The sequence below is a fragment of the Terrabacter sp. NPDC080008 genome (assembly GCF_040702505.1).
GTDB lineage: Bacteria > Actinomycetota > Actinomycetes > Actinomycetales > Dermatophilaceae > Terrabacter.
In genome coordinates, this window is sequence record NZ_JBFBLC010000001.1 from 611218 (window position 1) to 635226 (window position 24009).

The 24009-nt window shown below is 72.3% G+C and carries 28 protein-coding genes and 1 pseudogene; 16 read left to right on the top strand and 13 right to left on the bottom strand.

What is annotated here, in order from left to right:
- Window positions 1-5 precede the first annotated feature (5 nt).
- Window positions 6-2333, top strand: coding sequence for a family 43 glycosylhydrolase (locus AB0316_RS02880; RefSeq protein WP_366270290.1), 2328 nt, complete (start codon window positions 6-8; stop codon window positions 2331-2333).
- Complete coding sequence (locus AB0316_RS02885) at window positions 2330-3364, top strand: glycoside hydrolase family 43 protein (protein WP_366270292.1); 1035 nt, start codon at window positions 2330-2332, stop codon at window positions 3362-3364. Before AB0316_RS02880 ends, AB0316_RS02885 begins: the two co-directional genes overlap by 4 nt.
- A 37-nt stretch (window positions 3365-3401) precedes the next feature.
- On the opposite strand, the gene AB0316_RS02890 is transcribed toward AB0316_RS02885, so the two are convergent.
- Together AB0316_RS02890 and AB0316_RS02895 are read right to left on the bottom strand one after the other, a co-directional pair.
- Entirely contained in the window at window positions 3402-4193 is a 792-nt protein-coding gene (locus AB0316_RS02890) for a zf-HC2 domain-containing protein (RefSeq protein ID WP_366270294.1), read from the bottom strand.
- The gene (locus AB0316_RS02895; RefSeq protein WP_366270296.1) at window positions 4190-4678 is read right to left on the bottom strand and encodes a sigma-70 family RNA polymerase sigma factor; all 489 of its coding nucleotides are present in this window, start codon (window positions 4676-4678) and stop codon (window positions 4190-4192) included. Before AB0316_RS02895 ends, AB0316_RS02890 begins: the two co-directional genes overlap by 4 nt.
- 170 nt (window positions 4679-4848) lie before the next feature.
- Between AB0316_RS02895 and AB0316_RS02900 the strand changes: the two genes are divergently transcribed.
- From AB0316_RS02900 to AB0316_RS02910, 3 genes are all read left to right on the top strand, one after another.
- Complete coding sequence (locus AB0316_RS02900; protein ID WP_366270298.1) at window positions 4849-5433, top strand: hypothetical protein; 585 nt, start codon at window positions 4849-4851, stop codon at window positions 5431-5433.
- Window positions 5434-5510: 77 nt separating this feature from the next.
- Window positions 5511-6353 carry a uracil-DNA glycosylase gene (locus tag AB0316_RS02905; RefSeq protein ID WP_366270300.1) on the top strand — a complete coding sequence of 281 codons (843 nt, stop codon included), beginning with the start codon at window positions 5511-5513 and terminating at the stop codon, window positions 6351-6353.
- A 26-nt stretch (window positions 6354-6379) separates the two neighbouring features.
- A complete protein-coding gene (locus tag AB0316_RS02910; protein WP_366270302.1) occupies window positions 6380-6814 on the top strand; it encodes a GNAT family N-acetyltransferase in 435 nt (144 codons plus the stop codon).
- 21 nt (window positions 6815-6835) lie between these two features.
- Here the strand turns inward: AB0316_RS02910 and AB0316_RS02915 are convergent, their stop codons facing one another.
- Both AB0316_RS02915 and AB0316_RS02920 read right to left on the bottom strand, forming a co-directional pair.
- The gene (locus tag AB0316_RS02915; RefSeq protein WP_366270304.1) at window positions 6836-7180 is read right to left on the bottom strand and encodes a hypothetical protein; all 345 of its coding nucleotides are present in this window, start codon (window positions 7178-7180) and stop codon (window positions 6836-6838) included.
- A 159-nt stretch (window positions 7181-7339) separates the two neighbouring features.
- On the bottom strand, window positions 7340-8881 hold the full coding sequence (locus tag AB0316_RS02920) for a DUF222 domain-containing protein (protein ID WP_366270305.1): 1542 nt from the start codon (window positions 8879-8881) through the stop codon (window positions 7340-7342).
- Between the two features lie 166 nt (window positions 8882-9047).
- Between AB0316_RS02920 and AB0316_RS02925 the strand changes: the two genes are divergently transcribed.
- Entirely contained in the window at window positions 9048-9551 is a 504-nt protein-coding gene (locus AB0316_RS02925; protein ID WP_366270307.1) for a DUF1992 domain-containing protein, read from the top strand.
- Window positions 9552-9555: 4 nt separating this feature from the next.
- Here the strand turns inward: AB0316_RS02925 and AB0316_RS02930 are convergent, their stop codons facing one another.
- Complete coding sequence (locus AB0316_RS02930; RefSeq protein ID WP_366270309.1) at window positions 9556-10356, bottom strand: HAD-IIA family hydrolase; 801 nt, start codon at window positions 10354-10356, stop codon at window positions 9556-9558.
- 38 nt (window positions 10357-10394) lie between these two features.
- On the opposite strand from AB0316_RS02930, the gene AB0316_RS02935 reads away from it, so the two are divergent.
- From AB0316_RS02935 to AB0316_RS02945, 3 genes are all read left to right on the top strand, one after another.
- A complete protein-coding gene (locus tag AB0316_RS02935) occupies window positions 10395-10808 on the top strand; it encodes a VOC family protein (RefSeq protein ID WP_366270311.1) in 414 nt (137 codons plus the stop codon).
- A gap of 113 nt (window positions 10809-10921) precedes the next feature.
- Window positions 10922-11299: a YciI family protein gene (locus AB0316_RS02940; RefSeq protein WP_366270313.1), complete on the top strand. Its 378-nt coding sequence runs from the start codon at window positions 10922-10924 to the stop codon at window positions 11297-11299.
- Between the two features lie 39 nt (window positions 11300-11338).
- Window positions 11339-12283 carry an alpha/beta hydrolase gene (locus AB0316_RS02945; protein ID WP_366270315.1) on the top strand — a complete coding sequence of 315 codons (945 nt, stop codon included), beginning with the start codon at window positions 11339-11341 and terminating at the stop codon, window positions 12281-12283.
- Window positions 12284-12299: 16 nt separating this feature from the next.
- On the opposite strand, the gene AB0316_RS02950 is transcribed toward AB0316_RS02945, so the two are convergent.
- Window positions 12300-12815: a flavodoxin/nitric oxide synthase gene (locus AB0316_RS02950; protein WP_366270317.1), complete on the bottom strand. Its 516-nt coding sequence runs from the start codon at window positions 12813-12815 to the stop codon at window positions 12300-12302.
- Window positions 12816-12950: 135 nt separating this feature from the next.
- On the opposite strand from AB0316_RS02950, the gene AB0316_RS02955 reads away from it, so the two are divergent.
- Entirely contained in the window at window positions 12951-13571 is a 621-nt protein-coding gene (locus tag AB0316_RS02955; RefSeq protein ID WP_366270319.1) for a class I SAM-dependent methyltransferase, read from the top strand.
- Between the two features lie 26 nt (window positions 13572-13597).
- Here the strand turns inward: AB0316_RS02955 and AB0316_RS02960 are convergent, their stop codons facing one another.
- The 4 genes and pseudogenes from AB0316_RS02960 to AB0316_RS02975 all read right to left on the bottom strand — a co-directional run.
- Window positions 13598-13975, bottom strand: a complete 378-nt coding sequence (locus AB0316_RS02960; RefSeq protein ID WP_366270320.1) for a YciI family protein — start codon at window positions 13973-13975, stop codon at window positions 13598-13600.
- Between the two features lie 76 nt (window positions 13976-14051).
- On the bottom strand, window positions 14052-14252 hold the full coding sequence (locus AB0316_RS02965) for a hypothetical protein (protein ID WP_366271284.1): 201 nt from the start codon (window positions 14250-14252) through the stop codon (window positions 14052-14054).
- 216 nt (window positions 14253-14468) lie between these two features.
- Complete coding sequence (locus AB0316_RS02970; protein ID WP_366270322.1) at window positions 14469-14639, bottom strand: hypothetical protein; 171 nt, start codon at window positions 14637-14639, stop codon at window positions 14469-14471.
- A gap of 22 nt (window positions 14640-14661) precedes the next feature.
- Window positions 14662-14973 (bottom strand): annotated as a pseudogene (locus AB0316_RS02975) (isocitrate lyase/phosphoenolpyruvate mutase family protein); the annotation flags it as partial.
- Here AB0316_RS02975 and AB0316_RS02980 point away from each other — a divergent pair.
- The 6 genes from AB0316_RS02980 (at window position 14972) to AB0316_RS03005 (ending at window position 20533) form a co-directional block, all read left to right on the top strand.
- Window positions 14972-15370, top strand: a complete 399-nt coding sequence (locus AB0316_RS02980; RefSeq protein WP_366270324.1) for a VOC family protein — start codon at window positions 14972-14974, stop codon at window positions 15368-15370. The pseudogene AB0316_RS02975 and the gene AB0316_RS02980 sit on opposite strands and share 2 nt — an antisense overlap.
- 77 nt (window positions 15371-15447) lie before the next feature.
- Window positions 15448-15783 (top strand): YnfA family protein, encoded by a 336-nt coding sequence (locus AB0316_RS02985; protein ID WP_366270326.1) that lies wholly within the window; start codon window positions 15448-15450, stop codon window positions 15781-15783.
- 310 nt (window positions 15784-16093) lie between these two features.
- Window positions 16094-17404: a substrate-binding domain-containing protein gene (locus tag AB0316_RS02990; RefSeq protein ID WP_366270327.1), complete on the top strand. Its 1311-nt coding sequence runs from the start codon at window positions 16094-16096 to the stop codon at window positions 17402-17404.
- 27 nt (window positions 17405-17431) lie between these two features.
- Window positions 17432-19645 carry an ATP-binding cassette domain-containing protein gene (locus AB0316_RS02995; protein WP_366270329.1) on the top strand — a complete coding sequence of 738 codons (2214 nt, stop codon included), beginning with the start codon at window positions 17432-17434 and terminating at the stop codon, window positions 19643-19645.
- A 52-nt stretch (window positions 19646-19697) separates the two neighbouring features.
- Complete coding sequence (locus AB0316_RS03000; protein ID WP_366270331.1) at window positions 19698-19958, top strand: metal-sensitive transcriptional regulator; 261 nt, start codon at window positions 19698-19700, stop codon at window positions 19956-19958.
- Window positions 19959-20029: 71 nt separating this feature from the next.
- Complete coding sequence (locus tag AB0316_RS03005; protein WP_366270333.1) at window positions 20030-20533, top strand: hemerythrin domain-containing protein; 504 nt, start codon at window positions 20030-20032, stop codon at window positions 20531-20533.
- 36 nt (window positions 20534-20569) lie between these two features.
- Here AB0316_RS03005 and AB0316_RS03010 read toward each other — a convergent pair whose 3' ends face one another.
- The 3 genes from AB0316_RS03010 to AB0316_RS03020 are packed head-to-tail and all read right to left on the bottom strand — an operon-like array spanning window position 20570 to window position 23972.
- Window positions 20570-21853 (bottom strand): class I SAM-dependent methyltransferase, encoded by a 1284-nt coding sequence (locus AB0316_RS03010; RefSeq protein ID WP_366270335.1) that lies wholly within the window; start codon window positions 21851-21853, stop codon window positions 20570-20572.
- The gene (locus AB0316_RS03015; RefSeq protein ID WP_366270336.1) at window positions 21850-23301 is read right to left on the bottom strand and encodes an FAD-binding oxidoreductase; all 1452 of its coding nucleotides are present in this window, start codon (window positions 23299-23301) and stop codon (window positions 21850-21852) included. The genes AB0316_RS03010 and AB0316_RS03015 overlap by 4 nt, the downstream gene beginning before the upstream one ends.
- A 44-nt stretch (window positions 23302-23345) precedes the next feature.
- Window positions 23346-23972 (bottom strand): LysE family translocator, encoded by a 627-nt coding sequence (locus AB0316_RS03020; RefSeq protein ID WP_366270338.1) that lies wholly within the window; start codon window positions 23970-23972, stop codon window positions 23346-23348.
- Between the last annotated feature and the right edge of the window lie 37 nt (window positions 23973-24009).

Sequence of the window (24009 nt, forward strand, 5' to 3'; positions counted from 1 at the left end):
TCCGTATGCGTCCACCGACCTTCCTGAGAGCCCGTGCCGCCAGGCGCGGGGCCGCTTGCCTGACAACGCTCGTCGCGGCCGTCGGCCTCATGGCCGTCGCCCCCGCGTCCGGTGCCACCGGAGCCGGTACCGTGACGGCGGCGCCGCGCGACACGGCATACAAGAACGCGGTGTCCGACCCCTTCTCGGACACCTTCGCCGACCCGTCCGTGATCCGCGGACGCGACGGCTGGTGGTACGCGTACGCGACGTCCGATCCGCTCAGGGCCGGTGACCCGCCCGGGCTCATGCACATGGCACGCACCCGGGACTGGTCGCACTGGGAGTACCTCGGCACGGTGTTCAACAGCGGCAACCGGCCGTCGTGGGCGACACCGACTGCCGGCCTGTGGGCCCCCGACATCCGTTACGTCGCAGGGCGCTACGTCCTCTACTTCACCGTCACCGACACGACGCGGGGCCCGGGTGACGACTCGGCGATCGGCGTCGCCACGGCACCCTCACCTGGAGGGCCGTGGACGGCCACGTCGGCGCCCGCGATCCCACCGCGCCCGGCGCCGGGAGGCGGCTACCTCTGGACGTTCGACCCGGCGGGCTTCACCGACGTCAACGGCCAGCGCTTCCTCTACTACGGCAGCTACTTCGGCGGGCTGTGGGTCACGAAGATGTCGGCGGACGGCCTGACGCCCGTCGGCACGGCGACCCAGGTCGCCATCGACAACCGCTACGAGGGCTCCTACGTCGTGCGGCACGGCGACTGGTACTACCTCATGGGCTCGGCGGCCAACTGCTGCGCCGGGCCGACGACGGGCTACTCCGTCTTCGCGGGCCGCTCCCGCTCCCCGCTCGGGCCGTTCGTCGATGCCGAGGGCACCTCGCTCATGGCCTCTCGGGTCGGCGGCACCATCACCCTGACCCAGAACGGCAACCGCTTCGTCGGGGCCGGCCACCACGCGGTCGTCACCGACGCCGAGGGCCGTGACTACATCGCGTACCACGCCATCGACCGCACCAACCCGTGGCTGACGACGACCTTCGGCATCAACCGCCGCCCGATGCTGCTCGACCGCCTGGACTGGGTCGACGGCTGGCCGCGGACCCGCGCGGGCCGGGGGCCGTCGGACACGCCGCAGCCGGCGCCCACCCTGGCCTCGAGCATCGGCATCGACCCGACCGACCCCGCGGCTGGCGGCGGCTTCGTGCGCCTCGCCGAGGGCCCGACCGACCCCGTCACCGGCGCCACCGGCCTCGTGCACGGCACCGCGTCGTCCGCGTCTGCTGCGCCGGCCGGCCCGCTCCACGTGCGTCTGGACCACCGCGGCACCGAGCCGTTGCGCGTCATGGTCGGACGCAACCCGTCCGTCAAGGTCACCCTCGACCCCAAGGGCAGTCGTCTCACGGCACAGGTGGACGACGGCGGCAAGGTCCGCTCGTCGACGACCACCCTGCCGATGCTCCCGGCGAGCGCCTGGCGCACGCTCACGGTCGAGGCGACGGCCGACGGCCTCACCGCGGAGGTCACCGAGAGCGACCTCGCCGACGTCGCTGCGCGCGTCCACGTCGACGGGGACGCCCGCCCGGACGCCGCCCCGGTCCGCCTCAGCAGCAGCAGGGCCGTCGTCGACAACGTCGTGGTCAACCCGGCTGCAGCTGACGCGCCGGCCCTGGCCCCGGTGCCGCAGGCCGGTGCGCTGATCGAGTCCGAGGACTTCGACGACCCGAGCCTCGCCGGCTTCACCTGGGTGCGGCGCAACCCGGCCGTCACCGTGTCGGGCGGCAGCCTGCACTGGCCGGTGGAGGGGACCGACCTCGTCGGCGGCGGCAACACCGCCAGCGTGCTGCTGCACAGCACCCCCGGCGACGGTGACTGGATCGCGGAGGCGAAGACGACGCTGGACCTCGGCGTCGACACGGTCCGCAACTACCAGCAGGTGGGGCTCGTCGCCTACGAGAACGACGACGACTTCGCCCGGCTGTCGAAGGTGGCGATCTGGAACACGCGCCAGACCGAGTTCGGACGGGAGACGGCCGCCGACCCGAAGGACCCGAGTGGCCCGACGAGCTACGGGGGCGCGATCGTCGGCACGGCCGCCCCGACGCTGTGGCTGCGCCTGGCCCACCACACGTCAGCCTCCGGGGAGCAGCTCTACCGGGCCGGCACGAGCCGCGACGGCGTGCACTGGACGTGGGGGGCGACGTGGACCTTCCGCCCCGGCACGAACCCGCGCATCGGGCTCGTCGCCCACGGCGGCGCCTCACCGGCGGCCGTGGCCGAGTTCGACTACCTGCGGTTCTACGCCTCCACGTGGCCGAGCGACCCCGGAGCAGGATGAGACGCGCTCGCACCCTGACCCACGCCGCCACCGGCGCCGTCCTCGCAGCCGCCCTCCTCGGCGGCTGCGGGGGCGCCGGCCCCGCCCCCACCACCGGAGAGACCGTGACGACACCCGCCACTGCGGCCGAGCAGACCGCGACGAACCCCGTCTGGCCGAGCAACTTCCCCGACCCCCAGGTCATCCGCGACGGTGAGCGCTGGGTGGCCATCGCCACGAACGGCAACGGGATGAACGTCCAGACCCTGCACAGCGACGACCTCGCGACGTGGACCCAGGGCAGTGACGCCCTGCCGCAGCTGCCCGCGTGGAGCACCAAGGGCAAGGTCTGGGCGCCCGAGGCCCACCGCTTCGGCGACAAGTGGGTGCTCTACTACACGACCATGGCGCCCGACCCGGCGATCCAGTGCATCAGTCTCGCGGTCGCCGACAAGCCGGACGGGCCGTATCGCGACACGAGCACCAAGCCGCTCGTGTGCGAGCAGGACCAGGGCGGCTCGATCGACGCGTCACCCTTCGTCGCGGCCGACGGGACGGCATACCTCTACTGGAAGAACGACGGCAACGCCGTCGGCATGGACACGTGGATCTCGGTGCAGCGGCTCTCCGCCGACGGGCTGCACCTCGAGGGCACGCCGAAGCGCCTCATCCGGCAGGACCTGCCGTGGGAGGGCCAGCTCGTCGAGGCGCCCTTCGTGTGGGAGCGCGACGGCGTCTTCCACCTCTTCTACTCCGCCAACGACTACGGCAGCGACAAGTACGCCGTCGGGCACGCGACCGCGTCGTCGCCGACCGGGCCGTTCACCAAGGACCCTGATCCCGTGCTGACGAGCACCGCGGTCGCCGCCGGCCCCGGCCACTGCGCCCTCTTCGAGAAGGACGGGCGGGTCTTCATGGTCTACCACGCGTGGTCGCCCGACGCGATCGGCGACGAGGTGCCCGGCCGCACCATGTGGCTGAGCGAGGTCACCTTCGACGGCGCCAAGGTCTCGGTCACGCCGCCGAGCACCCAGCTGCCGAAGGGGCTCTGAGCGCCGGCCCGGAACTGCGGGCTTCAGCCCCAGGCCCTCAGGTCCGGGCCGACGCGAGCACCTTCCCGCTGCCGGTGCGCACCTCGATCGCCCGGATCTCGCCGGGGGACAGGGCGGTCGCCCCGGTGACCCGGGAGTAGCCGGCGGGCGTGCCTCGCCAGGACGCGGCGGTCGTGGCCCGGCCGTTGCGGTCGATGACCCAGAGCGCCACCTCACCGCTGGTCGGCATGTCCTCGCAGCGGATGTCGAGCTGGGTGCCCCAGCCGCGGGCGAGCAGCGCGACATCGACCTGGACGGCGCTGCCGGCCACGGGCCGCACAGCCACGTGCGCGACCGGGGCCGCGCTGCCGGGTGTGCCGCCCGGGGGAGTCGCTGTCGTGGTCGCCGACGAGGGCGCGGGGGGAGCGGCAGCGGGCGGGGCCAGCAGCTGCTGCCCCAGCGAGGCGCCGATGCCGAAGGTGGCGACGGCCGCCGCCGCGGCGATCCCCGAGAAGACCCCGCGCTGCCGTCTGCGCCGACGGCCGACCTCGTCGACCAGCATCGCGAGGTTCCGCTCGTCCGTCTCGGACGTGCCCGAGGCGCCGGACGCGCCGGCCTCGCCCGTGCCGTCCTCGGCGGCGCTGCCGTCGGCCCCCTCGTCGAGGTGCGGACCGCCTCGCGGCCCGGCCAGCTCGAGCAGCCGCGGCAGCCCCGACACCTGCCCGAGCTCGGCCTGGCAGCGGGCGCAGGTGCGCAGGTGCTCGCTGAACGCGCGGTGGTCCTCGTTGGACAGCCCGCCGAGCACGTAGGCGCCCAGCAGCACGTGCAGCTCGTCCGACCCGGTGGTCATCGCGTCACCCCCATCTCGTCGAGCACGGCACGCAGGTTGCGCACCGCGTAGTAGGCCCGCGACTTCACCGTGCCCTCCGGCACCCCGACGCGCTCGGCGGTCTCGGCGACACTGAGCCGTTCGTAGTAGAGGCAGCGCACGATCTCCCGGTGGTTCGGCTGCAGCCGCCCGAGCGCCTCCTCGACGAGCACCTGGTCGAGGGCCCGGTCGATGGCCGAGTCCGGCTCGGCCACCTCGACCAGCTGTGCCTGCTGGGGGCGCCTCGCGGACGCGCGGTACTGGTCGACGATGAGGTGGCGCGCCGTCGTGATGAGGTAGGCGCGCAGGTTGTCGGTCTCGGGTGCCTGCCGCCAGACCCGCAGGATGACCTCCTGGACGATGTCGTCCACCCGGTCGGGGTCGCTCGTCGCACGCCAGACGACGCGGCGCAGCATCGGGCCGTGCTCGCGGTAGATCGCCGCGACCGCATCCTCGTCGAGCGGCATGCCGCAGCCACCTCCTCACACGTCACTCGTAGCTTTCTCGTCCGAAGACGCCCGCGGGGCCGGATCGGTTCAGCCGCGGATGCACCTCACCGACCCTTGAACCGTCCCACGACCCGCAGCGTCATCGCAGGAGGACGTCGGTGCTCGGCGCCCACGACGAGGAGGTCATCATGCGTCCCACACTGCGTCCCACCACGGGTCCCTCGACGATGGTCACCGCGGCCGTCGCCACCGCCGTACTGCTCACCGCCGCAGCGTGCGGCTCGACCGCTCCGCAGCCCTCGACGTCCGCTGCCGCACCGGCGGCCGGAGGGGCCGCGACGAGCGCGGCCACTTCATCCTCCAGCCACGAGGTGTCGGCGCTCAAGGCGAGCTCGACATCCCTCGGCAACGTGGTCACCGACGGCCGGGGGATGACGCTCTACCTGTTCACCAAGGACACGAAGGGCACGACGAAGAGTGTCTGCACGGGCCAGTGCCTCGGCTACTGGCCGCCCGCCATGGTGGGCTCCACGGCCCCGAAGGCCACCGGCGTCAGCGGTACCGTCGGCTCCATCTCGGCCCCGGGCGGTGGCAAGCAGGTGACCCTCAACGGCTGGCCCCTCTACTACTACGCCCAGGACCAGGCGCCCGGCGACGTGCTCGGTCAGGGCGTCATGAACATCTGGTGGGTGGTCGACACGAGCGGCAACCCGATCAAGGGCTCCGGCAGCTCGAGCACCAGCACGAGCGGCGGATCGGTCGGCGGCTACTGACACCGCGCGAGAGCGCGGCCTCGTGTCGCCGAGGGGGCGTATGCCGTCAGGTCGCCGCGCGTCCTAGCGTGGGGGCCATGTGCCCTCCCGCCATGCCGAACCCGGCCCAGCACCCCGTCACCGGTGGCCTCTTCCTCTCGCCGGTGCCCGCGGGGTCGGGCTGGCCGGGTGACCCTGCGACGGCGGAGACGCCCGTGGCCACCACCCCGGCTCAGGTGCGGCGCCTCGCGAAGGGAGCGGACGGCATACCCGAGCTCGATGCACGGGTCAGCGTGTGCCGTGCGTGCCCGCGGCTCGTCGAGTGGCGCGAATCCGTTGCGACACAGGGGCGCCGGGCGGCCTTCGCCGACCAGCCCTACTGGGGACGGCCGGGCCCGTCGTTCGGCGACCCCGACGCCGAGGTGCTCATCGTGGGGCTCGCGCCGGCGGCCAACGGCACCAACCGCACCGGGCGGATGTTCACCGGCGACCGCTCCGGCGACTGGTTGTACGCCGCCCTGCACCGCGCGGGCTACGCGAGCCAGCCGACGTCGGTGGCCTCGGGCGACGGCCTCGTGCTGACCGGGCTGCGGATCGTCGCGACGGTCCGGTGCGCCCCGCCGGCGAACAAGCCGACCACGGAGGAGAAGGCGACGTGCGCGCCGTGGCTCGACCGGGACCTCGAGCTGGCCGAGCCGCAGCTGCGCTCGATGCTCGCGCTCGGGTCGATCGGCTGGGACGCCGCGCTCGGCGCCGCGCGCCGACGTGGGTGGCTGGTGCCGCGGCCCAAGCCGCGCTTCGGTCACGGAGCCGAGGCCGTGCTGCGGACGGCGGCCGGCCGACCGGTGCGGCTCGTCGGTAGCTACCACGTGAGCCAGCAGAACACGTTCACCGGCAAGCTCACCGAGGCGATGCTCGACGAGGTCATCGCCCGGCTGTGACTCCCGTCGTGGCAGGCTCCTGCGCCATGACGAACACCTCGGAGTACCGGTCGATCGTCGGCGAGGCCGACGCGACCCTCGACCAGCGACTGTCCGACGAGCTGGATGCGGTCAACGCCGCTGCCACCGCCGGCACCCCTGCGGCACGCGAGCTGACCGTCCGGATCCTCGACGACTCTGGCGAGCTGGCAGCGGGCGTCAGCGGCTGGACGTGGGGTGTGGCCGCCGGCATCGGGATGACCTGGGTGCGGGCCGATGCTCGAGGCCGGGGCCTCGGCGAGCGGCTGCTCGCTGACTTCGAGGCCGAGGCCCGCTCGCGGGGCTGCACGCACGTGTTCGTCACCTCGTTCACCTTCCAGGCGCCGGGCTTCTACGAGAAGCAGGGCTACCGCAAGATCTTCCGCTGGGAGGGTGTGCCGACTCCCGACGCCGCGGACGTGCACCTCCGCAAGGAGCTGTAGCGACCGACGGCCCGGGTCGGCTCAGTACCCCAACAGGCTCAAGGGGCTCACGCCCACGACGAGGAGCAGGGTGCTGGCGGCGACCACGCCGCCGACGGCAGCCGCCAGCAGGGCGCTGGCCCAGGCAGGCCAGCGTCGGTCCGTGCTGCGCAGCAGCAGCCTCAGCATCGCAGCCGTGCCTGCGACGTCGACGAGGCAGCCGACGACCAGCGCCCTAGCGTATCGGCCGGGTTCGGGGGCAGCCACGGAGCCGGGATCCATGACCTGGAACGTGCCGTAGAGCATGGCGTGCATCAGGAGCGCGGCCCAGGCCAGAGCGCCAAGTCCGACGAGCGTGAGCAGGACGAAGCCCGTCGCCCACCACACCGGTGCCGTCCGCCGGTGACTGAGTCCCGCACCTTCGGCCCCCGATTCGGAGATCCCTGTCCCTTCCACGGTGCCCACCATGCCGTCTTGCCGAACCAGCAAGGGTTGGAGTGTGCAATTCGGTGGCGGTTGCGGCCGTTTCTGCTCGGCCGGGCGGCCTCAAGCGGGAGTGAAGTCGACGAGGTGCAGGTGCAGCGGACCGCCGGGCGGAGCAGGGTAGCGGCGGCCGAGGCGCGAGGGTGGCCGCGGTCTGCCGTGCGTGACGGCCGTTCCGGTGTTGGTGTCGGTGTCGGCGATGACGGTGAGCTCAGGCTGGGCCGGCCGTCGCGGGGGTTGGGGTGGGCCGATGAGCAGGCCGGTGCGGGTCTCGAAGATCAGGCCGTCGGGTTGGGTGGGGTCGCCGGTGATCGTGAACTCGCCGCGGTGGTGCCCGTCGTGGTGAAACGGGCACAGTCCCAGCAGGTTGGTCAGGTCCGTGGGGCCGCCGTCGCGCCAGTGCACCAGGTGGTGGATCTCGAGGTTTCGGGTGGCCCCGCAGCCGGGGAAGCGGCAGCCGCGGTCGCGGTCGAGCACCAGAACGCGGGTACGGTGCGGCACGACGCGTTGGGCACGGCCGACGTTGACCGGGTGGCCCTCGCTTTCCCAGACCGGGGTGAGAGTGCCGTCGCAGGTCAGGCCGTTGACGATGTGCTGGGGGAGGCGGGGACGCCCGGTGAGCCAGCCGCCGTCGGTGTCCAGGTGCACCTGCACCCGGTAGCGGCTCCGCCGCGCACCTCCGGTCGCCGGGCTTCCGCTGCTTCCGCGGTTGCCGGTCGTGCTGCTGTCGGTGGTGCTGCTGCCGGTCGTTCCGGCGGCGTCCAGAGAACGGGCGGCTACCAGTGCCAAGGCGTCGGCCCAGGTGACGCGGGGCGGGCCACCGTCGGCGGGGCACCGGCGTGGGTCGAGGACGTCGCCGTTGAGGGACTGCCGGTCGGGCGCAGTCCCGGGCGGGGTGACGGCGTGGAAGAGGTGGTCCTTGGCCTCGACGAGCGCGGCCTCGATGAGGGCACCGACCTCGGCGGGGGCGTCGTAGCGCAGCCGGAACCGACCGTCGGCGTCGTAGCCCATGGACAGGTGCGCCGGCTCCACCGGCTCCTGCGCAGAGTTGCTGGACTTCGTGTTCGTCGCTTCGGTGTCGTCTGCCCCAGTGCCCTCCGGCTCGAAGTGCCCGGGTTCGGCGTCGTCCGGTTCCGCCTTGCCCGGCTCGCGGTCCTCGGGTGACTCGGGGACCAGCTCTCCCGCCGCGTTGAGGGTCGGGTCGGGGAGGGTGAAGTCGTAGCGGGTGACGGTGCGCTGCAGCTGGGTCACGGTCGCCTGCTGTGCGAACTCGGCCACCGTTGCGTCGAACTCGGCCGGCGTGTGCCGAGCGACGACTGCCGCCTGGTCGAGACTGATGCGCCCGTCGCGCAGCGCCGCCGTGGTCTCCGGCAGCTCACCGGCGCGACGCGCCACCAGCAGCACTGCTGCCGCCTGGCCGCGGGACAGTCCCGCGCGGAGCATCAGCCAGTGTTCCGGAGACCGTAGACCCGCGGCCTGCCAGGAGCCCTCGGCCAGGACCGTGGCGACGAAGTCGACGAGTCGAGCGTGCGCGTCGTGCAGATCGGCGGCCAGGGACGCGACGTGGTCCCAGTCCTCCTCGATCCGCTCTGCGCTCTGGCTCATGGGCCAATCGTACATCAGTTCGAATGATGGATCGAGGGTTTCTCGCACCAGTTCAATTGCGCTGCAAGCAAACTCGCCATCTCCGAGCCGCGCCGATGGCTGTGTCGGGTGTGCCTCCCGTGACGCCTATCGCCGCTTCGAGGGCAGTGTCGGTTAGCGTGGATGCATGGCCGGTCAGCCGTACTGGGAGAGCCCCGTGGAGAAGCAGATCCGCGAGGCGCAAGAGCGTGGCGACTTCGACAACCTGCCCGGCGCCGGCAAGCCGCTCGACCTCAGCGACTCCGGTGACCCCGACTGGTGGGTCAAGCGGTTCGCGGCCCGCGAGAACCTCGACCTCGGCGGTGCGCTCCCGGGTCCGCTCGCGCTGCGCAAGGAGGCCGCCGGCTACCCCGAGTCCCTCGTCGACGTGCGCACCGAGGCCCAGGTGCGCGAGATCATCGAGGACTACAACACGCGCGTCCTCGCCGACCGGATGCGGCCGGCCGTGGGCAACCTGCCGCCCCTCATCGCCAAGACGCTCGACGTCGACGAGATGGTCGAGCGGTGGCGGCCGTTGCGCGCCGAGCTCGAGGAGCAGCAGCGCCGAGCCCGGGAGGAGCGGGCCGCCGCCCGCGCCGCCGAGCTCGCTGCCCGGCCGTCGTGGTGGCAGCGCCTGCTCGGCCGCGGGTGAGCGCTCAGGTCGTCTCCGCATACGGCGTCAGGTCGGCGATCGAGTCGACGATGCGGCTCGGCCGGTAGGGGAAGTGCTCGACCTGCTCTCGGCTCGTCGAGCCGGTGAGGACGAGCACGGTGCGTAGGCCCGCCTCGAGACCGCTGATGATGTCGGTGTCCATGCGGTCGCCGACCATGACGGTGGTCTCCGAGTGCGCGTCGAGCCGGTTGAGGGCGCTGCGCATCATGAGCGGGTTGGGCTTGCCGATGTAGTAGGGCTGCCGACCGGTCGCCGTCGAGATGAGCGCCGCGACCGAACCGGTGGCGGGCAGCGTGCCGTAGGGGCTCGGTCCGCTCGGGTCGGGGTTGGTGGCGATGAAGCGGGCGCCCTTCTCGATGAGGCGGATCGCGCGCGTGATCGCCTCGAAGGAGTAGGTGCGCGTCTCGCCGAGCACGACGTAGTCCGGGTCGCGGTCGGTCATGACGTAGCCGACGTCGTGCATCGCCGTCGTCAGCCCCGACTCTCCGACGACGTATGCCGTCCCGCCGGGACGCTGCTCGGCGAGGAACTGCGCCGTGGCCAGGGCGGAGGTCCAGATCGACTGCTCGGGCACGTCGATCCCGCTCATGAGCAACCGCGCCCGCAGGTCGCGGGGCGTGAAGATCGAGTTGTTCGTCAGCACGAGGAAGGGCCGGCCGGACTCCTTGAGCGCCTTGACGAACTCGGCGGCCCCCGGGATCGCGTCCTCCTCGTGGACGAGGACACCGTCCATGTCGGTGAGCCAGGTCTCGACGTGTCGGTGATCGGGCCGGTGATCGGTCATGGGCCCATTGTGTCGGGTGGCGGCGCTACCGTCGCTGGATGGGACACGGGATGACATCAGGCACGTCACGGGGGCTCGTCCAGGTCGCCCAGCACGCCGACGACCTCGGCCGGGCGACCGACTTCTACCGCGACCTGCTCGGCGCCGAGCCGCTCGCCACCTACGACCCGCCGGGGCTCGTCTTCTTCGACGTGGGCGGGGTGCGGCTCCTGCTCGACCAGGGCGCACCGAGCGCGCTGCACTACCTGCGCGTCGACGATCTGCCCAGCACGGTGGAGCGGCTGCAGGCGGCCGGTGTCGAGGTCCGCGCCGACCCGCACGTGATCTTCGGCCACGACGACGACACGCTCGGGCCGGCCGGCACCGACGAGTGGATGGCGTTCGTCGTCGACTCCGAGGGCAACCTCGTGGGTCTCGTCGAGCAGCGTCCGCGCGGCGGCCCGCTCAGCTGACGCGGACTGTCGAAGCGGAGCCTGCCTGTTCGTGGAGTCAGTGAGGCCGCACACCCGGTGCGACCCGACACCGAGATGAGACGGCCGGCCGATGCCGGCCCGAGGAGGGCACCATGACGACCTACCTGATCAGCCTGTTCTCACCCGACGGCCCGCCGCCCGAGGAGGTCGACCTGCGCCAGGTCATGGCCGACCTCGAGGTCGTGAACGCCGAGATCCGCGCCGCGGGCGGCTGGGTCTTCGCCGGGGGCCTGGGTGAGCAGGCCGCAGCGACGACGATCCGCAGGCGCCGCGGCGGCGACGCGGTCGTCACCGACGGGCCCTTCGTCGAGGCGAAGGAGCACCTCGGCGGCCTGTCGATCGTGCGGTCCGACGACTACGACGTCGTGCTCGGCTGGGCCGAGCGGATCGCCGGGGCCACCGGGCTGCCCGTGGAGGTGCGCCCCTTCCAGGGGGAGGACGAGCCGGGCCAGGCACCCACCGACCGGTGACGCCCGGCGGCCGCAACTGACCGGCGGTAACCTGCGGTCATGAGCACCTCGCTGTCCCCGGCGCCCCCGGACCTCGCCTCCTCGTGGGGCGGAACCAGCCACACGATCGACCTCGACGGGCCGGTGCACTGGGTCGACTTCGGCGGCCCCGCCGGCACGCCGGGGCCCGAGACCGCAGGGCCGCCGGTCGTGCTGATCCACGGACTCGGCGGCTCCTGGCTCAACTGGGTCGGCATCGCGCCGGCCCTCGCCGAACGCCACCGGGTCGTCGCGATCGACCTCCCCGGTTTCGGGCTCACCCCCGCACACGGGCGCGACACGAGCGTCAACCACAACGCCGCGGTGCTCAGCCGCTTCGTCCACGAGGTGCTCGGCGAGCCCGTCGTGCTCGTCGGCAACTCGATGGGCGGCATGATCAGCCTGCTGCTGACCGACCGTCGCCCCGAGCAGGTGGTCGGCCTCGCGCTCGTCGACCCGGCGCTGCCCAACCCGGGCGCCCGGCCCGACCCCCAGGTCGCCGCGACGTTCGCCATGTATGCCGTCCCGCGGGTCGGGGAGCTCGTGCTCACGCGCTACAACAGCCGGTTCACCGACCGGCAGCGCGTGCACGGCACGCTGGCGCTGTGCTTCGCGGACACGACCCGGGCCGATCCGGCCGTCACCGAGGCCAACGTCGAGCTCGCGGCCTGGCGGCGCTCCCTCCCCAGCCCCGAGGCGGAGTTCCTGGGCGCCGCCCGGTCGCTCCTCCGCGTGCTGCGCGGACGGCGGGACTACGACCGGATCATCCGCGAGGTCGACCGGCCCGTCCTGCTCCTCCACGGCACGAAGGACCGGCTCGTGCCGATCTCGGCCGCGCGGCGGGCAGCGCGGCTCAACCCGGCCTGGCAGACGGCATACCTCGACGGCGTCGGGCACACGCCCCAGCTCGAGGTCCCCGACGAGGTGCTCGGGCACCTCAGGCCCTGGCTCGAGACGCTGACCTGAGCGGGCGCCCGCGGGGTCAGGAGACGCCGTGGGCGACGCGCCCGGCGAGCGTCGCGCCCCACGACCGGGCGCGTTCCAGCTCGCCGTCGACGACAGGACCGGCGGTGTCCTTCACCCAGAAGGTCTCGCCGCGCTCGGCCCGGTCGAAGCCGCGGTGCCGCAACGCCTTGGCGGCGGCGGCCGCCGCGGAGCCGGGCATCATCCGCACGTGGATGCGGGTGTCGAAGGTGACGACCGGCAGCCCCTTGCGGGGCGTGACCGCCTCGATCCACTCCCGGACGCCCTCGCGGGCCGGCGTCGCGCCCTTGGTCTGCGCGTCCTCCCGCGTGCCCGGTCGGGTCATCCCGAACACGTGCGTCGGGCCCCCGACGAGGAGCAGGCCGACGTCGTCGCCGATCGTGGTCGGCGCGTCGTCGACGTGCACCAGGCTGACGGATGCGGGCGCTCTGCCCTCGCGCACGCCCTCCGCGATGGCCTCCGCCACGTGGCGGGTGTTGCCGAACAGTGACTCGTGGACGATGAGGACGTTCATTGCTCTGCCTTTCCGCCATCCACGCTACGCACCGCGCCGGCGCCCGGTCCCGGATCGGTGACGAACGAGAGCGACACCACCACAATGGGACCGGGACCGCCGCAGGGCGTCTCCCGGGACGGCGAGGAGGGGCGCATGAAGGCGAGCGACTGGGACGAGCGGTATGCCGCCCGCGACCTCGTGTGGTCGGCCGAGCCCAACCGCTTCGTGGCCGAGATCGTCGCGCCGATGACCCCCGGCCACGCGCTCGACGTCGCGGCCGGCGAGGGCCGCAACGCGATCTGGATGGTCGAGCAGGGGTGGACCGTCGTGGCGGCCGACTACTCGACCGTGGCGGTCGACCGGATGCGGTCCCTGGCCGCCGACCGCCTCGGCGACCGCATCGGGCAGCTGACCCCCCTCGTCGCGGACGCGACGCAGCCCGCGCCCGGCGGCCCGGCGGCATACGACCTCGCCCTGCTCTGCTACCTGCAGCTGCCGGCCGACGAGTGGGCGCACGCGCTGCGCGAGGCGGTGGAGGCGACGCGGCCCGGTGGCCACGTCGTCGTGGTCGGACATGCGGGGCGCAACCTCGCCGAGGGCTGGGGCGGGCCCGGCGACCGGAGCGTGCTCTACGACCCGGACGAGGTGCTCGAGCGGGCCGAGGGGCTGCCCGTCACGGTCGAGACGTCAGGGATCCGCGAGCGTCCGGTCGAGACCGACGAGGGCGAGCGGGTCGCCCTGGACACCGTCGTCGTGCTGCGGCGCGAGGGCTGACTCCGTCGGGCTGGTCGGCCGGCCTGCTAGCCGGCGGCCGGCGACGAGCCCAGCTGCCCGGGGCCACGGAAGCGGTGCACCTCCTGGGGCCAGTCGAGGGCGGTCGCGAGCCGGCCGGCCCAGTAGCGGGCCGCCTCGTCGTCGGCCACGTCCACGACGCAGAAGCCGCCGAGGTGCTCCTTGGTCTCGACGTAGGGTCCGTCGCTGAAGACCGCCTCGCCGTCGCGGTTCACCGCGCTGAACAGGGCGGTGGACCGATCGAGCCCGCCGTTGCTGAAGACGAGGGCGTCGGCGGCGCGCATGTCGTCGAGCACCTCACGGGCGGCCGCGGCCTTGGCCGTGATCTGCTCCTCCGTGTGCTCGGGCACCCACTCGTCGTTGAAGGTGATGAGGTACTCGGTCATGGCTCTCCTCCGGGTCGCGGGCGAGTCGTCACCGCCCACCCTGTCAACGAACGGGCGCGCCCGGTTTCGACAGGGCTCAGCGGCGACCGTACTTCTTGTGCACCGCCTGTCGGCTCACGCCGAGCTGCTCGGCGATGTCGGCCCAGGCGAGCCCCTGGTTGCGGGCGCGGCGCACCACGGCCGCCTCGGTGCGGTCGGCCGCCCGCCGCAGCTCGCGTGCCGCCGCCAGGGCGGCGCGCGGGTCGTCGTCACCCGTCGCTCGGGCCAGTGTCAGCATGTCCTCGACCTCCGTCACCGGTGGCAGTCCTCCTGATGTCAACCTGGATTGACAGCGTATGCCGGGTCGCGCGCTGCGTCAACGGACGTTGACAGGCGCGACGGCCGGGCGCACGTCAGGCGAAGCGGCGCTGCACGTCGGCGTAGGAGACGGCCCCGTCGAGGAAGCCCAGCGTCCCGCTCTCGAGGAGCTCACGTCCGGCCCGTTCGACGACCGTCAGGGCGGCCCGCGCGATGCTGCCGGCGAGGCTGACCCGGACGACGCCGAGGAGATGAGCGTGCGTGCGTCGATGCGGTTGGCCAGCCCGGCGACGATGTTGAGGGGGCCGGGGACGGCCCGGGCCAGCCGCCGGATGGTGGCCTCCTCGACGACGCCCGGCACGAACACGCAGTCGGCGCCGGCCTCGAGGTAAGGCGATGCCGGCGCTCGTGGTGGCGACGGCCGGGAAGCCGACGTGCTGGAGGATCCGGGCGGACCCGGCGTCCCACGCGTTCGGCAGGACGAAACCCGGGCCGGCGTGCAGGGCCAGGAAGTCGGACGCCTTCTGCGCCAGAGGTGTTGCGCTCATGGGACCTCTCCTTCGTCTGCCTGCTCTTCTGCCTGCCGTGCGAGGCGGCGGGCGCCGATGACACCATCGCACGCCCCAGCGGTCGCGCGGAGGGCGCGCAGGTGCAGGGAAAGCAGGTGACCCGACGGGGCTGCGACTGGAGGATGTCGGCATGGCACTCGCGCTCTCGCACACGACCGTCAACGCCCTCGACGCGTACGCCCAGTCCGTCTGGTGGGCCGACCTGCTCGGCTACCACGAGGACCCGGCCGACCCCAACCTGCCCGACCACGAGGAGTGCATGATCTTCTCCCCGGACGGCTCGCACCGGCTGCTCTTCATCGACGTGCCGGACGCCAAGCAGGTGCGCAACCGGGTGCACCTGGACCTGCGCCCCACCGACCGGCCGCGGGACGAGGAGGTGGCCCGCGTCGAGGGCCTCGGTGCCACGGTCGTGCAGGACTGTCGCACCGAGGACGGCCGGGGCTGGGTCGTGATGGCCGACCCGGAGGGCAACGAGTTCTGCATCCTCCGCAGCGACGACGAGCGCCGCGCCGCCGGCGACCTCTGAGGCGGCGACCTACGAGCCGGCGATCTACGAGGCGAGGCCCGACCGGGCGTGGGCGCGACGGTGCGACGATGGCGCCCGTGACCGTCACCCGCTCGATCCTGCTGTTCGTGATCGCCGCCGCCTTCGAGATCGGCGGCGCGTGGCTCGTCTGGCAGGGCGTGCGCGAGCACCGCGGCTGGCTGTGGATCGGCGCCGGCGTCGTGGCCCTCGGCCTCTACGGGTTCGTGGCCACGCTCCAGCCGGACGCGAGCTTCGGGCGCATCCTCGCGGCATACGGCGGCGTGTTCATCGGCGGGTCGCTGCTCTGGGGCATGGTCGCCGACGGGTTCCGACCCGACCGCTGGGACGTCGCCGGCGCGCTCGTCTGCCTCGTCGGGGTCGCGCTCATCATGTACGCACCCCGCTCGGGCTGAGCGCGTTCCGGGATCGACCGGGACGGGTCGGACGGCTCTCGGCGAATCCCACATCAGGCCTCGACGGGCCGACCTAGCCTGAAGTCGTGGGTCGTCCAACACCCACGGGGACGTGGGCTGACGCTGGTCTGCCAACACGCGCACGGCACGTGGTGGTGGCAGACGGGGCTCGCCCCTCCCGCCACTGCCCCTGTGAGGCCGACGAGCCGACCCTGCACGCCGTTGCCGCTGCGCGCACCGTCCCGGCCCGGGCGCCGGAGCCACGGCCCGCCCCGCAGGGCGATCGCAGCAGGGCCAAGGAGGCTCGGAGATGAGAGTTCGCAAGACAGCCGGTCGCGCCCGCGTGGTGGGCGTCCTCGCCTCGATGTCCGTCGCAGCGCTCGCCATGGCGGCCTGCGGCAACAACACCACCCCGGCCTCGTCCGGAGGCGGCTCCAGCAGCTCGAGCAGCAGCATGGGCTCGACCAGCACCATGGGCTCGAGCAGCTCGTCGGGCTCCGCCCTCGGCGTCAGCTCGTTCGACCTCGGCTTCAGCGCGATGTCGCAGCTGAAGAGCATGACCGGCCAGGGCAAGGGGATGGTCGGGGTGATCCTGCCCGACACCACCTCGTCGACCCGCTACGTCGACTTCGACGCCCCGTTCTTCAAGAAGGCCTTCGAGGCCGCCGGCTACGACCCGTCGCAGTACAAGATCGACAACGCCCAAGGGGTCGACTCGACGGAGGTCGCACTCGCCCAGGCCGACATCGCCAAGGGCGCCACGGTGCTCATCTTCGACCCGCTCAACAGCACGGTCGGCTCGCAGGTGCAGTCGTATGCCGCCTCGCACGGCGTCGCGCTGATCAGCTACGACCGCGCCACCTTCGCCGGCAACAAGACCTACTACGTCAGCTTCGACAACACCAAGGTCGGCAAGCTGATCGGACAGGGCTTCGTCACCTGTGTGGGCGCGTGGGGAGTCAAGAGCCCCAAGGTCTTCGAGCTCTCCGGCGGTGAGGACGTCGACCCGAACGCGGTCTCGTTCGCCCAGGGCTACAACAGCGTCATCTGGAACAAGGCCACCACGCCGCTGCCGGCGGGCACCACCAACAGCAGGGGCTGGACGCTGGTCGGCGAGAAGATCACCCCCAACTGGGTCAACTCGACCGGTGCCACGATCTTCACCCAGCAGTTCACCGCCCACCCGGAGATCAACGCGACGGTGGAGGCCAACGACGGCCTCGCCAACGCCGTGGTCACGGTTCTCAAGAGCAAGGGCGTCGGGCCCAAGAAGGTCCCCACGACCGGACAGGACGCGACGATCCAGGGCATGGAGAACATCCTCACGGGCTACCAGTGCGGCTCGGTCTACAAGCCGATCTACCTGGAGACCCAGGACGCGGTCGCCATCGCGACCTACCTCCGCGCGAGCCAGACGCCACCCACGAGCCTGATCAACGCCGTGACGAACCCGCCTCCGGGCGTGTCCGGCTCCCCCCAGCCCGCGTCGCTGCTGACGCCGACGTGGGTGATCGGCTCCAACATGAACGCCACGGTGGTCAAGGACAAGTTCATCGACGCCGCGGCGCTGTGCAAGGCCGTCGGTGCGAGCACGTGCTCGGCCGCCGGCATCACTCCCTGACGACGACGGACGAGAGCGGAGAGCGCGATGAGCGGTGACGACAGGGCAGGTGGCGACGAGGTTCCCCTCCTGCGCGTCCGCGGGGTCTCCAAGAGCTTCGGGCCGGTCCAGGCACTGTCACACGTCGACCTCGACATCCCGGCAGGCCAGGTCACCGCGCTGTGCGGCGACAACGGCGCCGGCAAGTCGGTGCTGATCAAGTGCATCGCCGGCATCCACCAGCCCGACTCCGGGGAGATCCTCTGGGAGGGAAGGCCCGTCCCCCTCCACACCCCGCGTGACGCCTCCGCCCTCGGGATCGAGACCGTCTACCAGGACCTCGCCCTGGCCGACAACCTCGACATCGTCCAGAACATGTTCCTCGGCCGGGAGAAGCTGCGGCGCAGGGTCCTGGACGAGGACGACATGGAGCGGGACGCCGCCACCACGCTCGCCGGACTGGGTGTCACCACGGTGCGCTCGATCCGGCAGCCGGTGGCGTCCCTCTCCGGTGGGCAGCGCCAGTCGGTCGCCGTGGCTCGCGCCGTGATGTGGAACTCCCGCCTCGTCATCATGGACGAGCCCACGGCGGCGCTCGGCGTCACCCAGACCGCCATGGTGCTGGCCCTGATCCGCCGGCTGCGTGACCACGGCCTGGCCGTGCTCGTCGTCTCGCACAACCTCAACGACGTGTTCGAGGTCGCCGACCGGGTCGCCGTGCTCTACCTCGGGCACATGGCCGTCGAGCAGGACGCTGCCCAGCTCGACCGGCAGGGCGTGGTCGAGTACATGACCGCGGGGCACCGGTCCGGTCCGGCAATGCGCCCCGACGTCGACCGCGAGCTGGTCACGGCGGCTCCCGCGGCACGGACGGCGCCAGCGGCCCCCGCGGCACCCGCGGGACCGGGCGACACCGCCGGGCCCGAGGTGGCGCAGGCGCCGTCGCCGGCCGACTCGGACCTGGAGGTCGAGGACCTCACCGCGGCCGAGCAGGACACCGAGGCGCTCGTGCCGCCGGAGATCGTGGCGCAGTCGCTGCGCGAGTACCTGCGGGGGCAGGCCCTGCGCATCCGCGGCGGCGAGAGCGGCATGCTGCCGGTGATCCTGGGGCTGATCGCGATCGTCGTGGTCTTCCAGGCGATCAGCCCGGGCCACGTCTTCCTGTCCGCGGGCAACGTGGTCAACCTGATCCTGCAGAGCGCGGTCTTCATGGTGCTGGCGATGGGGGAGATCTTCGCCCTGCTCCTCGGCGAGATCGACCTGTCGATCGGCTACGTAGGACCGGTCGGAGCCGTGATCGCCGTCCAGCTCGTCCAGCCCGCCACCGTGGACTGGCCGTGGTGGGCGGCGATCCTCGCCGCGCTCGCCGTCACCGCCCTCATCGGCGCGATCCAGGGCACGCTCATCACCCGGCTGCGCCTGGCGTCGTTCATCGTCACGCTCGGTGGCCTGCTCGTCTTCAACGGCGTGCTGCTGATCGTCCTCGGCTTCGGGCCGTTCTCCGGCTACCCGAGCCTGAGCGGGGAGGGCGCCAACGTCCACGCGCTCTACGACCTGATGTGGGGCCAGGTGACCCCGTTCCAGGGCTGGGCCGCCCTGGTGGTCGTCGTGGGACTGCTGGGCCTCAGCCAGTTCCTGCGGGACGCGCGGCGCCGGCGCAGCGGCCTGGTCGCACCCCCGATGAGCGTGACGATCGCCAAGATCTGCCTGCTGGCCGTGGTCGGCGCGGTCGTCGTCGTGGTCTGCAACGTCAACCGGGCGGCACTGGGCACCCTGCAGGGCGTGCCGTGGGCGATCTTCGTCGTGCTCGTGGTGCTCGGCGCGTGGACGTTCCTGCTGCAGCGCACCCGCTTCGGTCGCTACGTCTACGCCATCGGCGGCAACGTCGAGGCCGCCCGCCGCGCGGGGGTGCGGGTCGACCGCATCCGCACCTGGTGCTTCGTGCTGTGCTCGATGACGGCCGGCATCGCGAGCCTGCTCTACGCCTCCTACCTCGGTGGCATGTCCAACAACGTCAACGGCGGCCAGCTCGTCCTCTACGCAGTCGCGGCGGCGGTCATCGGCGGCACCTCCCTCTTCGGCGGCCGGGGCAAGGCCGCGGCGGGCGTGCTCGGTGGCCTCGTCATCGGCGGCATCTACAACGGGATGTACCTGCAGGGCCTGGACGTGCAGTGGGAGTACATCGTCACCGGGCTGGTGCTCATCGCGGCGGTCGCCATCGATTCGCTGTCCCGCCGTGGGAGCAGCGTTCCCAAGACCTGAGACATACACGTGGGGGTATCATGGAATCCATTCGACCCCCAGGAGGTATGCCGTGGAGCTCGACCTCGACGAGATGCAGTCGGTCATCCGTCGCCTCAACCGCGCCCGCGGCCAGATCGGTGGCATCGTCAAGATGATCGAGGAGGGGCGCGACTGCAAGGACATCGTCACGCAGCTCGCCGCCGTCTCGAAGGCGCTCGACCGCGCCGGCTTCGCCGTCATCGCGACGGGGCTGCGCGAGTGCATCACCAACCCCGAGGGCGAGACGATGGACGTCGCCGAGATGGAGAAGCTCTTCCTCTCGCTGGCCTGACACCTGCGGTGGCTCTGGCACTGGACGAACCGGGCGCCGGAGAGCGACCATGGACGGCACGGGAGGTCCCCATGAACGTCCAGCCCAGTGCAGCCAGCCCGCCCCTTGCGCCAGCGGTCCAGACCGCCGCGGACCTCCTGCTCCATCTCGAGCGGATCCGGCTGCGCCGGTCCGAGCTGCGCGACTCCGTGAGCGCGGTCGGCCTCGCGCTCGACGCGCCGACCCGGGCCGGCGGCCGGTGGCGCGAACGCGTCCGCGCGGCGCTCGCCGAGCTCGCCCACGACTTCGAGGACCACGTCGCCCTCACCGAGGGGCCGGGCGGGCTCTACGAGCGGCTGCGCCTCGCCGACCCCCGCCTCTCGGGCCGCCTCGACCGCCTCACGGCCGAGCACCGCCCGCTGCGCGAGGCGATTCACGGCTTCCTGCTCGTCGTCGAGCACGGCGGCACCCTCGCCGACCTCCCGGTCTTCCGCGAGGAGCTCACCGTGCTCGTGGACCGCCTCGTACGGCACCGCCGCAAGGGCGGTGACCTCGTGCACGAGGCGTACGACGTCGACCTCGGCGGCTCGGACTAGCAGCCGGCAGCCGACCGACGTCCCTCAGCCGGCCCCTCAGCCGTCGGAGGGCTCGAACCGCGGCCGCAGCGTGAAGCCGGAGACGCCCTCGGTGCTGGTGCGCGAGGCCAGTACCTGGTGCAGCTGGATCTCGTTGCGCTCGAAGGCCAGCCGCGACCCGGCGAGGTAGAGGCCCCACACCCGGGCCCGGCCCAGGCCGGCGAGCTCGACGCACTCGTCCCAGTGCTTGGAGAGGTTCGCGTTCCAGGCGCCGCACGTGCGGGCGTAGTGCTCGCGGAGGTTCTCGTGGTGGCGCACCTCGAAGCCCTCGTCCTCCATGACGCGCACGATGTCGCCGCTGCCGGTCAGCTCGCCGTCGGGGAAGACGTAGCGGTTGATGAAGCCGCGCGAGGGCAGGCCGGCGTGCCTGTTGTCGGGCCGCGTGATGCAGTGGTTGAGCAGGCGCCCCTCGTCCCGCAGCCGCTCGCGCAGGAAGCGGAAGTACGCGGGGTAGTTCTTGACGCCGATGTGCTCGGTCAGTCCGATGGAGCTGATCGCGTCGAAGCCGTGCTCGGTGACGTCGCGGTAGTCGCCGTAGCGGACCTCCGCCTTGTCGGCGATGCCGTCGGCCTCGATCGCCCGCTGTGCCCACGAGGCCTGCTCGCGGGAGAGGGTGACGCCGAGGGCCGTCACGCCGTAGTGCTTGACGGCGTGGCGCACCATGCCGCCCCAGCCGCAGCCGACGTCGAGCAGGCGCATGCCGGGCTTCAGCCCCAGCTTCTTGGCGACGAGGTCGTACTTGTACGCCTGCGCCTCCTCCAGGGACGCCTCGTCCGTGGGGAAGCAGGCGCACGTGTAGGTCATCGACGGGCCGAGCACGTGCTCGTAGAACTCGTTGGACACGTCGTAGTGGTGCGAGATCGCCTCGGCGTCACGCGTACGCCCGTGGCGCAGCCCGTGCGCGAGGCGACGCAGCGGGCTCGGGGTCTCCTCCGGCGGCAGCGCCGGCGTGTGCGGGCGGTGGCTGGCGACGAAGCGCGCCAGCTCGGCGGCGTCGCGGCGGTCGGGCAGGCGCGGCGTGAGCCCGTCACGGACCACGCGCAGCACGTCGTAGGGATCGGCCTCGTTCATGCCGTCGATGACGAGGTCACCACTGAGGTACGCGCGGGCCAGGCCCAGGTCGCCGGGCGAGGCGAGGATGTGGTTGAGCGCGTCGGGGTTCGTCAGGCGAAGCACGAGCCCGTCGGCGCTGCCGCCCTCGGACCCGTCCCACGCGACGACCCGCACCGGGGCCTCGGAGCCGAACACCCGGTCGAATGCCTGTCCCACCGTCAGCGTCATCGAGCCTGCACCGCCTTCTCGTAGAGAGTGGGGAACCGTCCCCTCGGGTCGTACCTGTCCTTCACCGGGGCATACTCCGTGCCGCCGTAGAGGGCGGCGAAGGTCGCCTCGTCGTAGTACGCGTCGGAGTAGAGCGACTTGTGCCCCCCGAGCCGGGTCACCTCAGCCTCGATGCGACGGTTGACGTCGCCGTCGCTCGCCCCGGGCTCGATGGCAACCGTGGACCAGAAGCCGACGTTGACGTAGGGCTCGTCCCGGCGCATCGGGTAGAGCGGCCACGGCGTGTCGTCACCGGCTGCATACCCGTCGGGGCGCAGCTTGACCGGGCAGAGCCACACCGGCTCGATCGGGACCTCGCGCAGGAACCACTCGACGAACTCGGCGGTGCGCTCGAGCGGGATCTCGACGTCCTGGACGACGCGCTCGCGGTCGGGCAGGCCGCGCAGCCGGTCGATGCGGGCCATCACCCGGTGCCGGTTCTCGAAGGCGACGATCTTCCAGTAGACGTCGCTGCGCAGCAGGTCGCGCGGCCAGAGCCGGCGGACCGTCGGGTTCTGCGCGCCGAAGGCCCGGCTGCACCAGAACCAGTCGGTGTCCCACCGCCAGAGGTAGTCGTGGGCGGTCAGCACGTCGGTGCGCCGCGACTGGAGCGAGCGGTAGAAGATCTGCTCGCCGGTGTAGTCGCTCGGCCGGGCCTGCCCCTCGAGGGTGTCGGTCCAGCGCCCGAGCGTCAGGTAGGCCTCCCGGGCGCTGAACACGACGCCGTCGAGGAAGTCGACACGGTCGCCGTCCCAGGTCTGTGAGCTCATGACCTGGCCGACGGCGTCGGTCAGGGCGGTGAGGGAGTCGAAGCGCACGTGCCGCAGGGCGACGTAGGGGCGGGCCGGCTCGAGCTCGATGAGCAGGTCGAGGGCGTAGCCGAGGGAGCCGTAGGAGTTGGGGAAGGTGCGGAAGAGGTCGGCGTGCTCGCCGTCCGGCGTGGCCGTGACGACCTCACCGTCGCCCGTGAGGATCCGCATCTCGAGCACCGACTCGTGCGGCAGGCCGTTGCGGAACGAGGCGGCCTCGATCCCGAGCCCGGTCACCGCTCCGCCGATGGTGATGGTGCGCAGCTGCGGCACGACGAGCGGCACGTAGCCGTGCGGGAGCAGCTCGTCGACGAGCTGCTCGTAGGTAGTGAGGCCGCCGACGAGGGCCGTCGCCGGACGGCCGTCCTCTCCGGGACGGACCTCGACGACGCCGCGGAAGGCCGACAGGTCGAGCCCTGGGGCGTCGGTGGCGCTGCGGGTCCGGAAGAGGTTGGACGTGCGCTTGGCGAGTCGTACCGGCCGGTCGGGCGGGAGGGCGGCATACGCCCGCTTCGCCTCCTCGAGAGCGCGCTCGTGCGCGCGGACCCGGTCGGCGGATGCGTGTGGATCCGCCGCGGACGCGAGCTGAGGGGTTGTCACCATCGCAGTCAAACAGATCTCCTTGGAAGCCGCCGGTCGGGTCCCTACTCGCTCGCGAGCATGGTCGCGCCGAGGCCGACCATCATGACGCCGCCGGCCGCTCCGAGCGTGTCGAGCCGGGCGGGTTTGCGGGCGAACCACTCGCGCGCGCGGGCGGCGAGCATGGCCCACATGCTGTCGCTGCACACGGCCATCGCCCCGAAGACGGCGCCGAGGACGGCCATCTGGGCGTCGACGTGCCCCGCGCCGGTGTTGACGAACTGCGGCAGGAAGGCGACGAAGAAGAGCACGGTCTTGGGGTTGGTCAAGCCGACCACGATGCCGATGCGCAGGGCGTGGCCGCGCTTGGCCGCCACCTGCGCCTCGAGCGCCAGGCGGCCCTCGCGCCGGTGCCGGATCGCCTGGATGCCGAGCCAGATCACGTAGGCGGCGCCGGCGACCTTGATCACGGTGTAGGCGGTGACGCTCGCAGCGACGACCGCGCCGAGACCCACGGCGACGAGGAGGGCCTGGGTGGTGACGCCGATGGCGTTCCCGGCCACGGACAGCAGCGCCTCACGCCGCCCCACGGTCAGCGCCCGGCCGATCGTGAAGAGCAGGCTGGGGCCCGGGACCTGGATGAAGAGGATCGACGCGACGAGGAACGCGACCCACTGGCTCGATGTCGGCACGGGGCCAGTCTGCTCCCGCGTCCGGAAACCGGCAGGC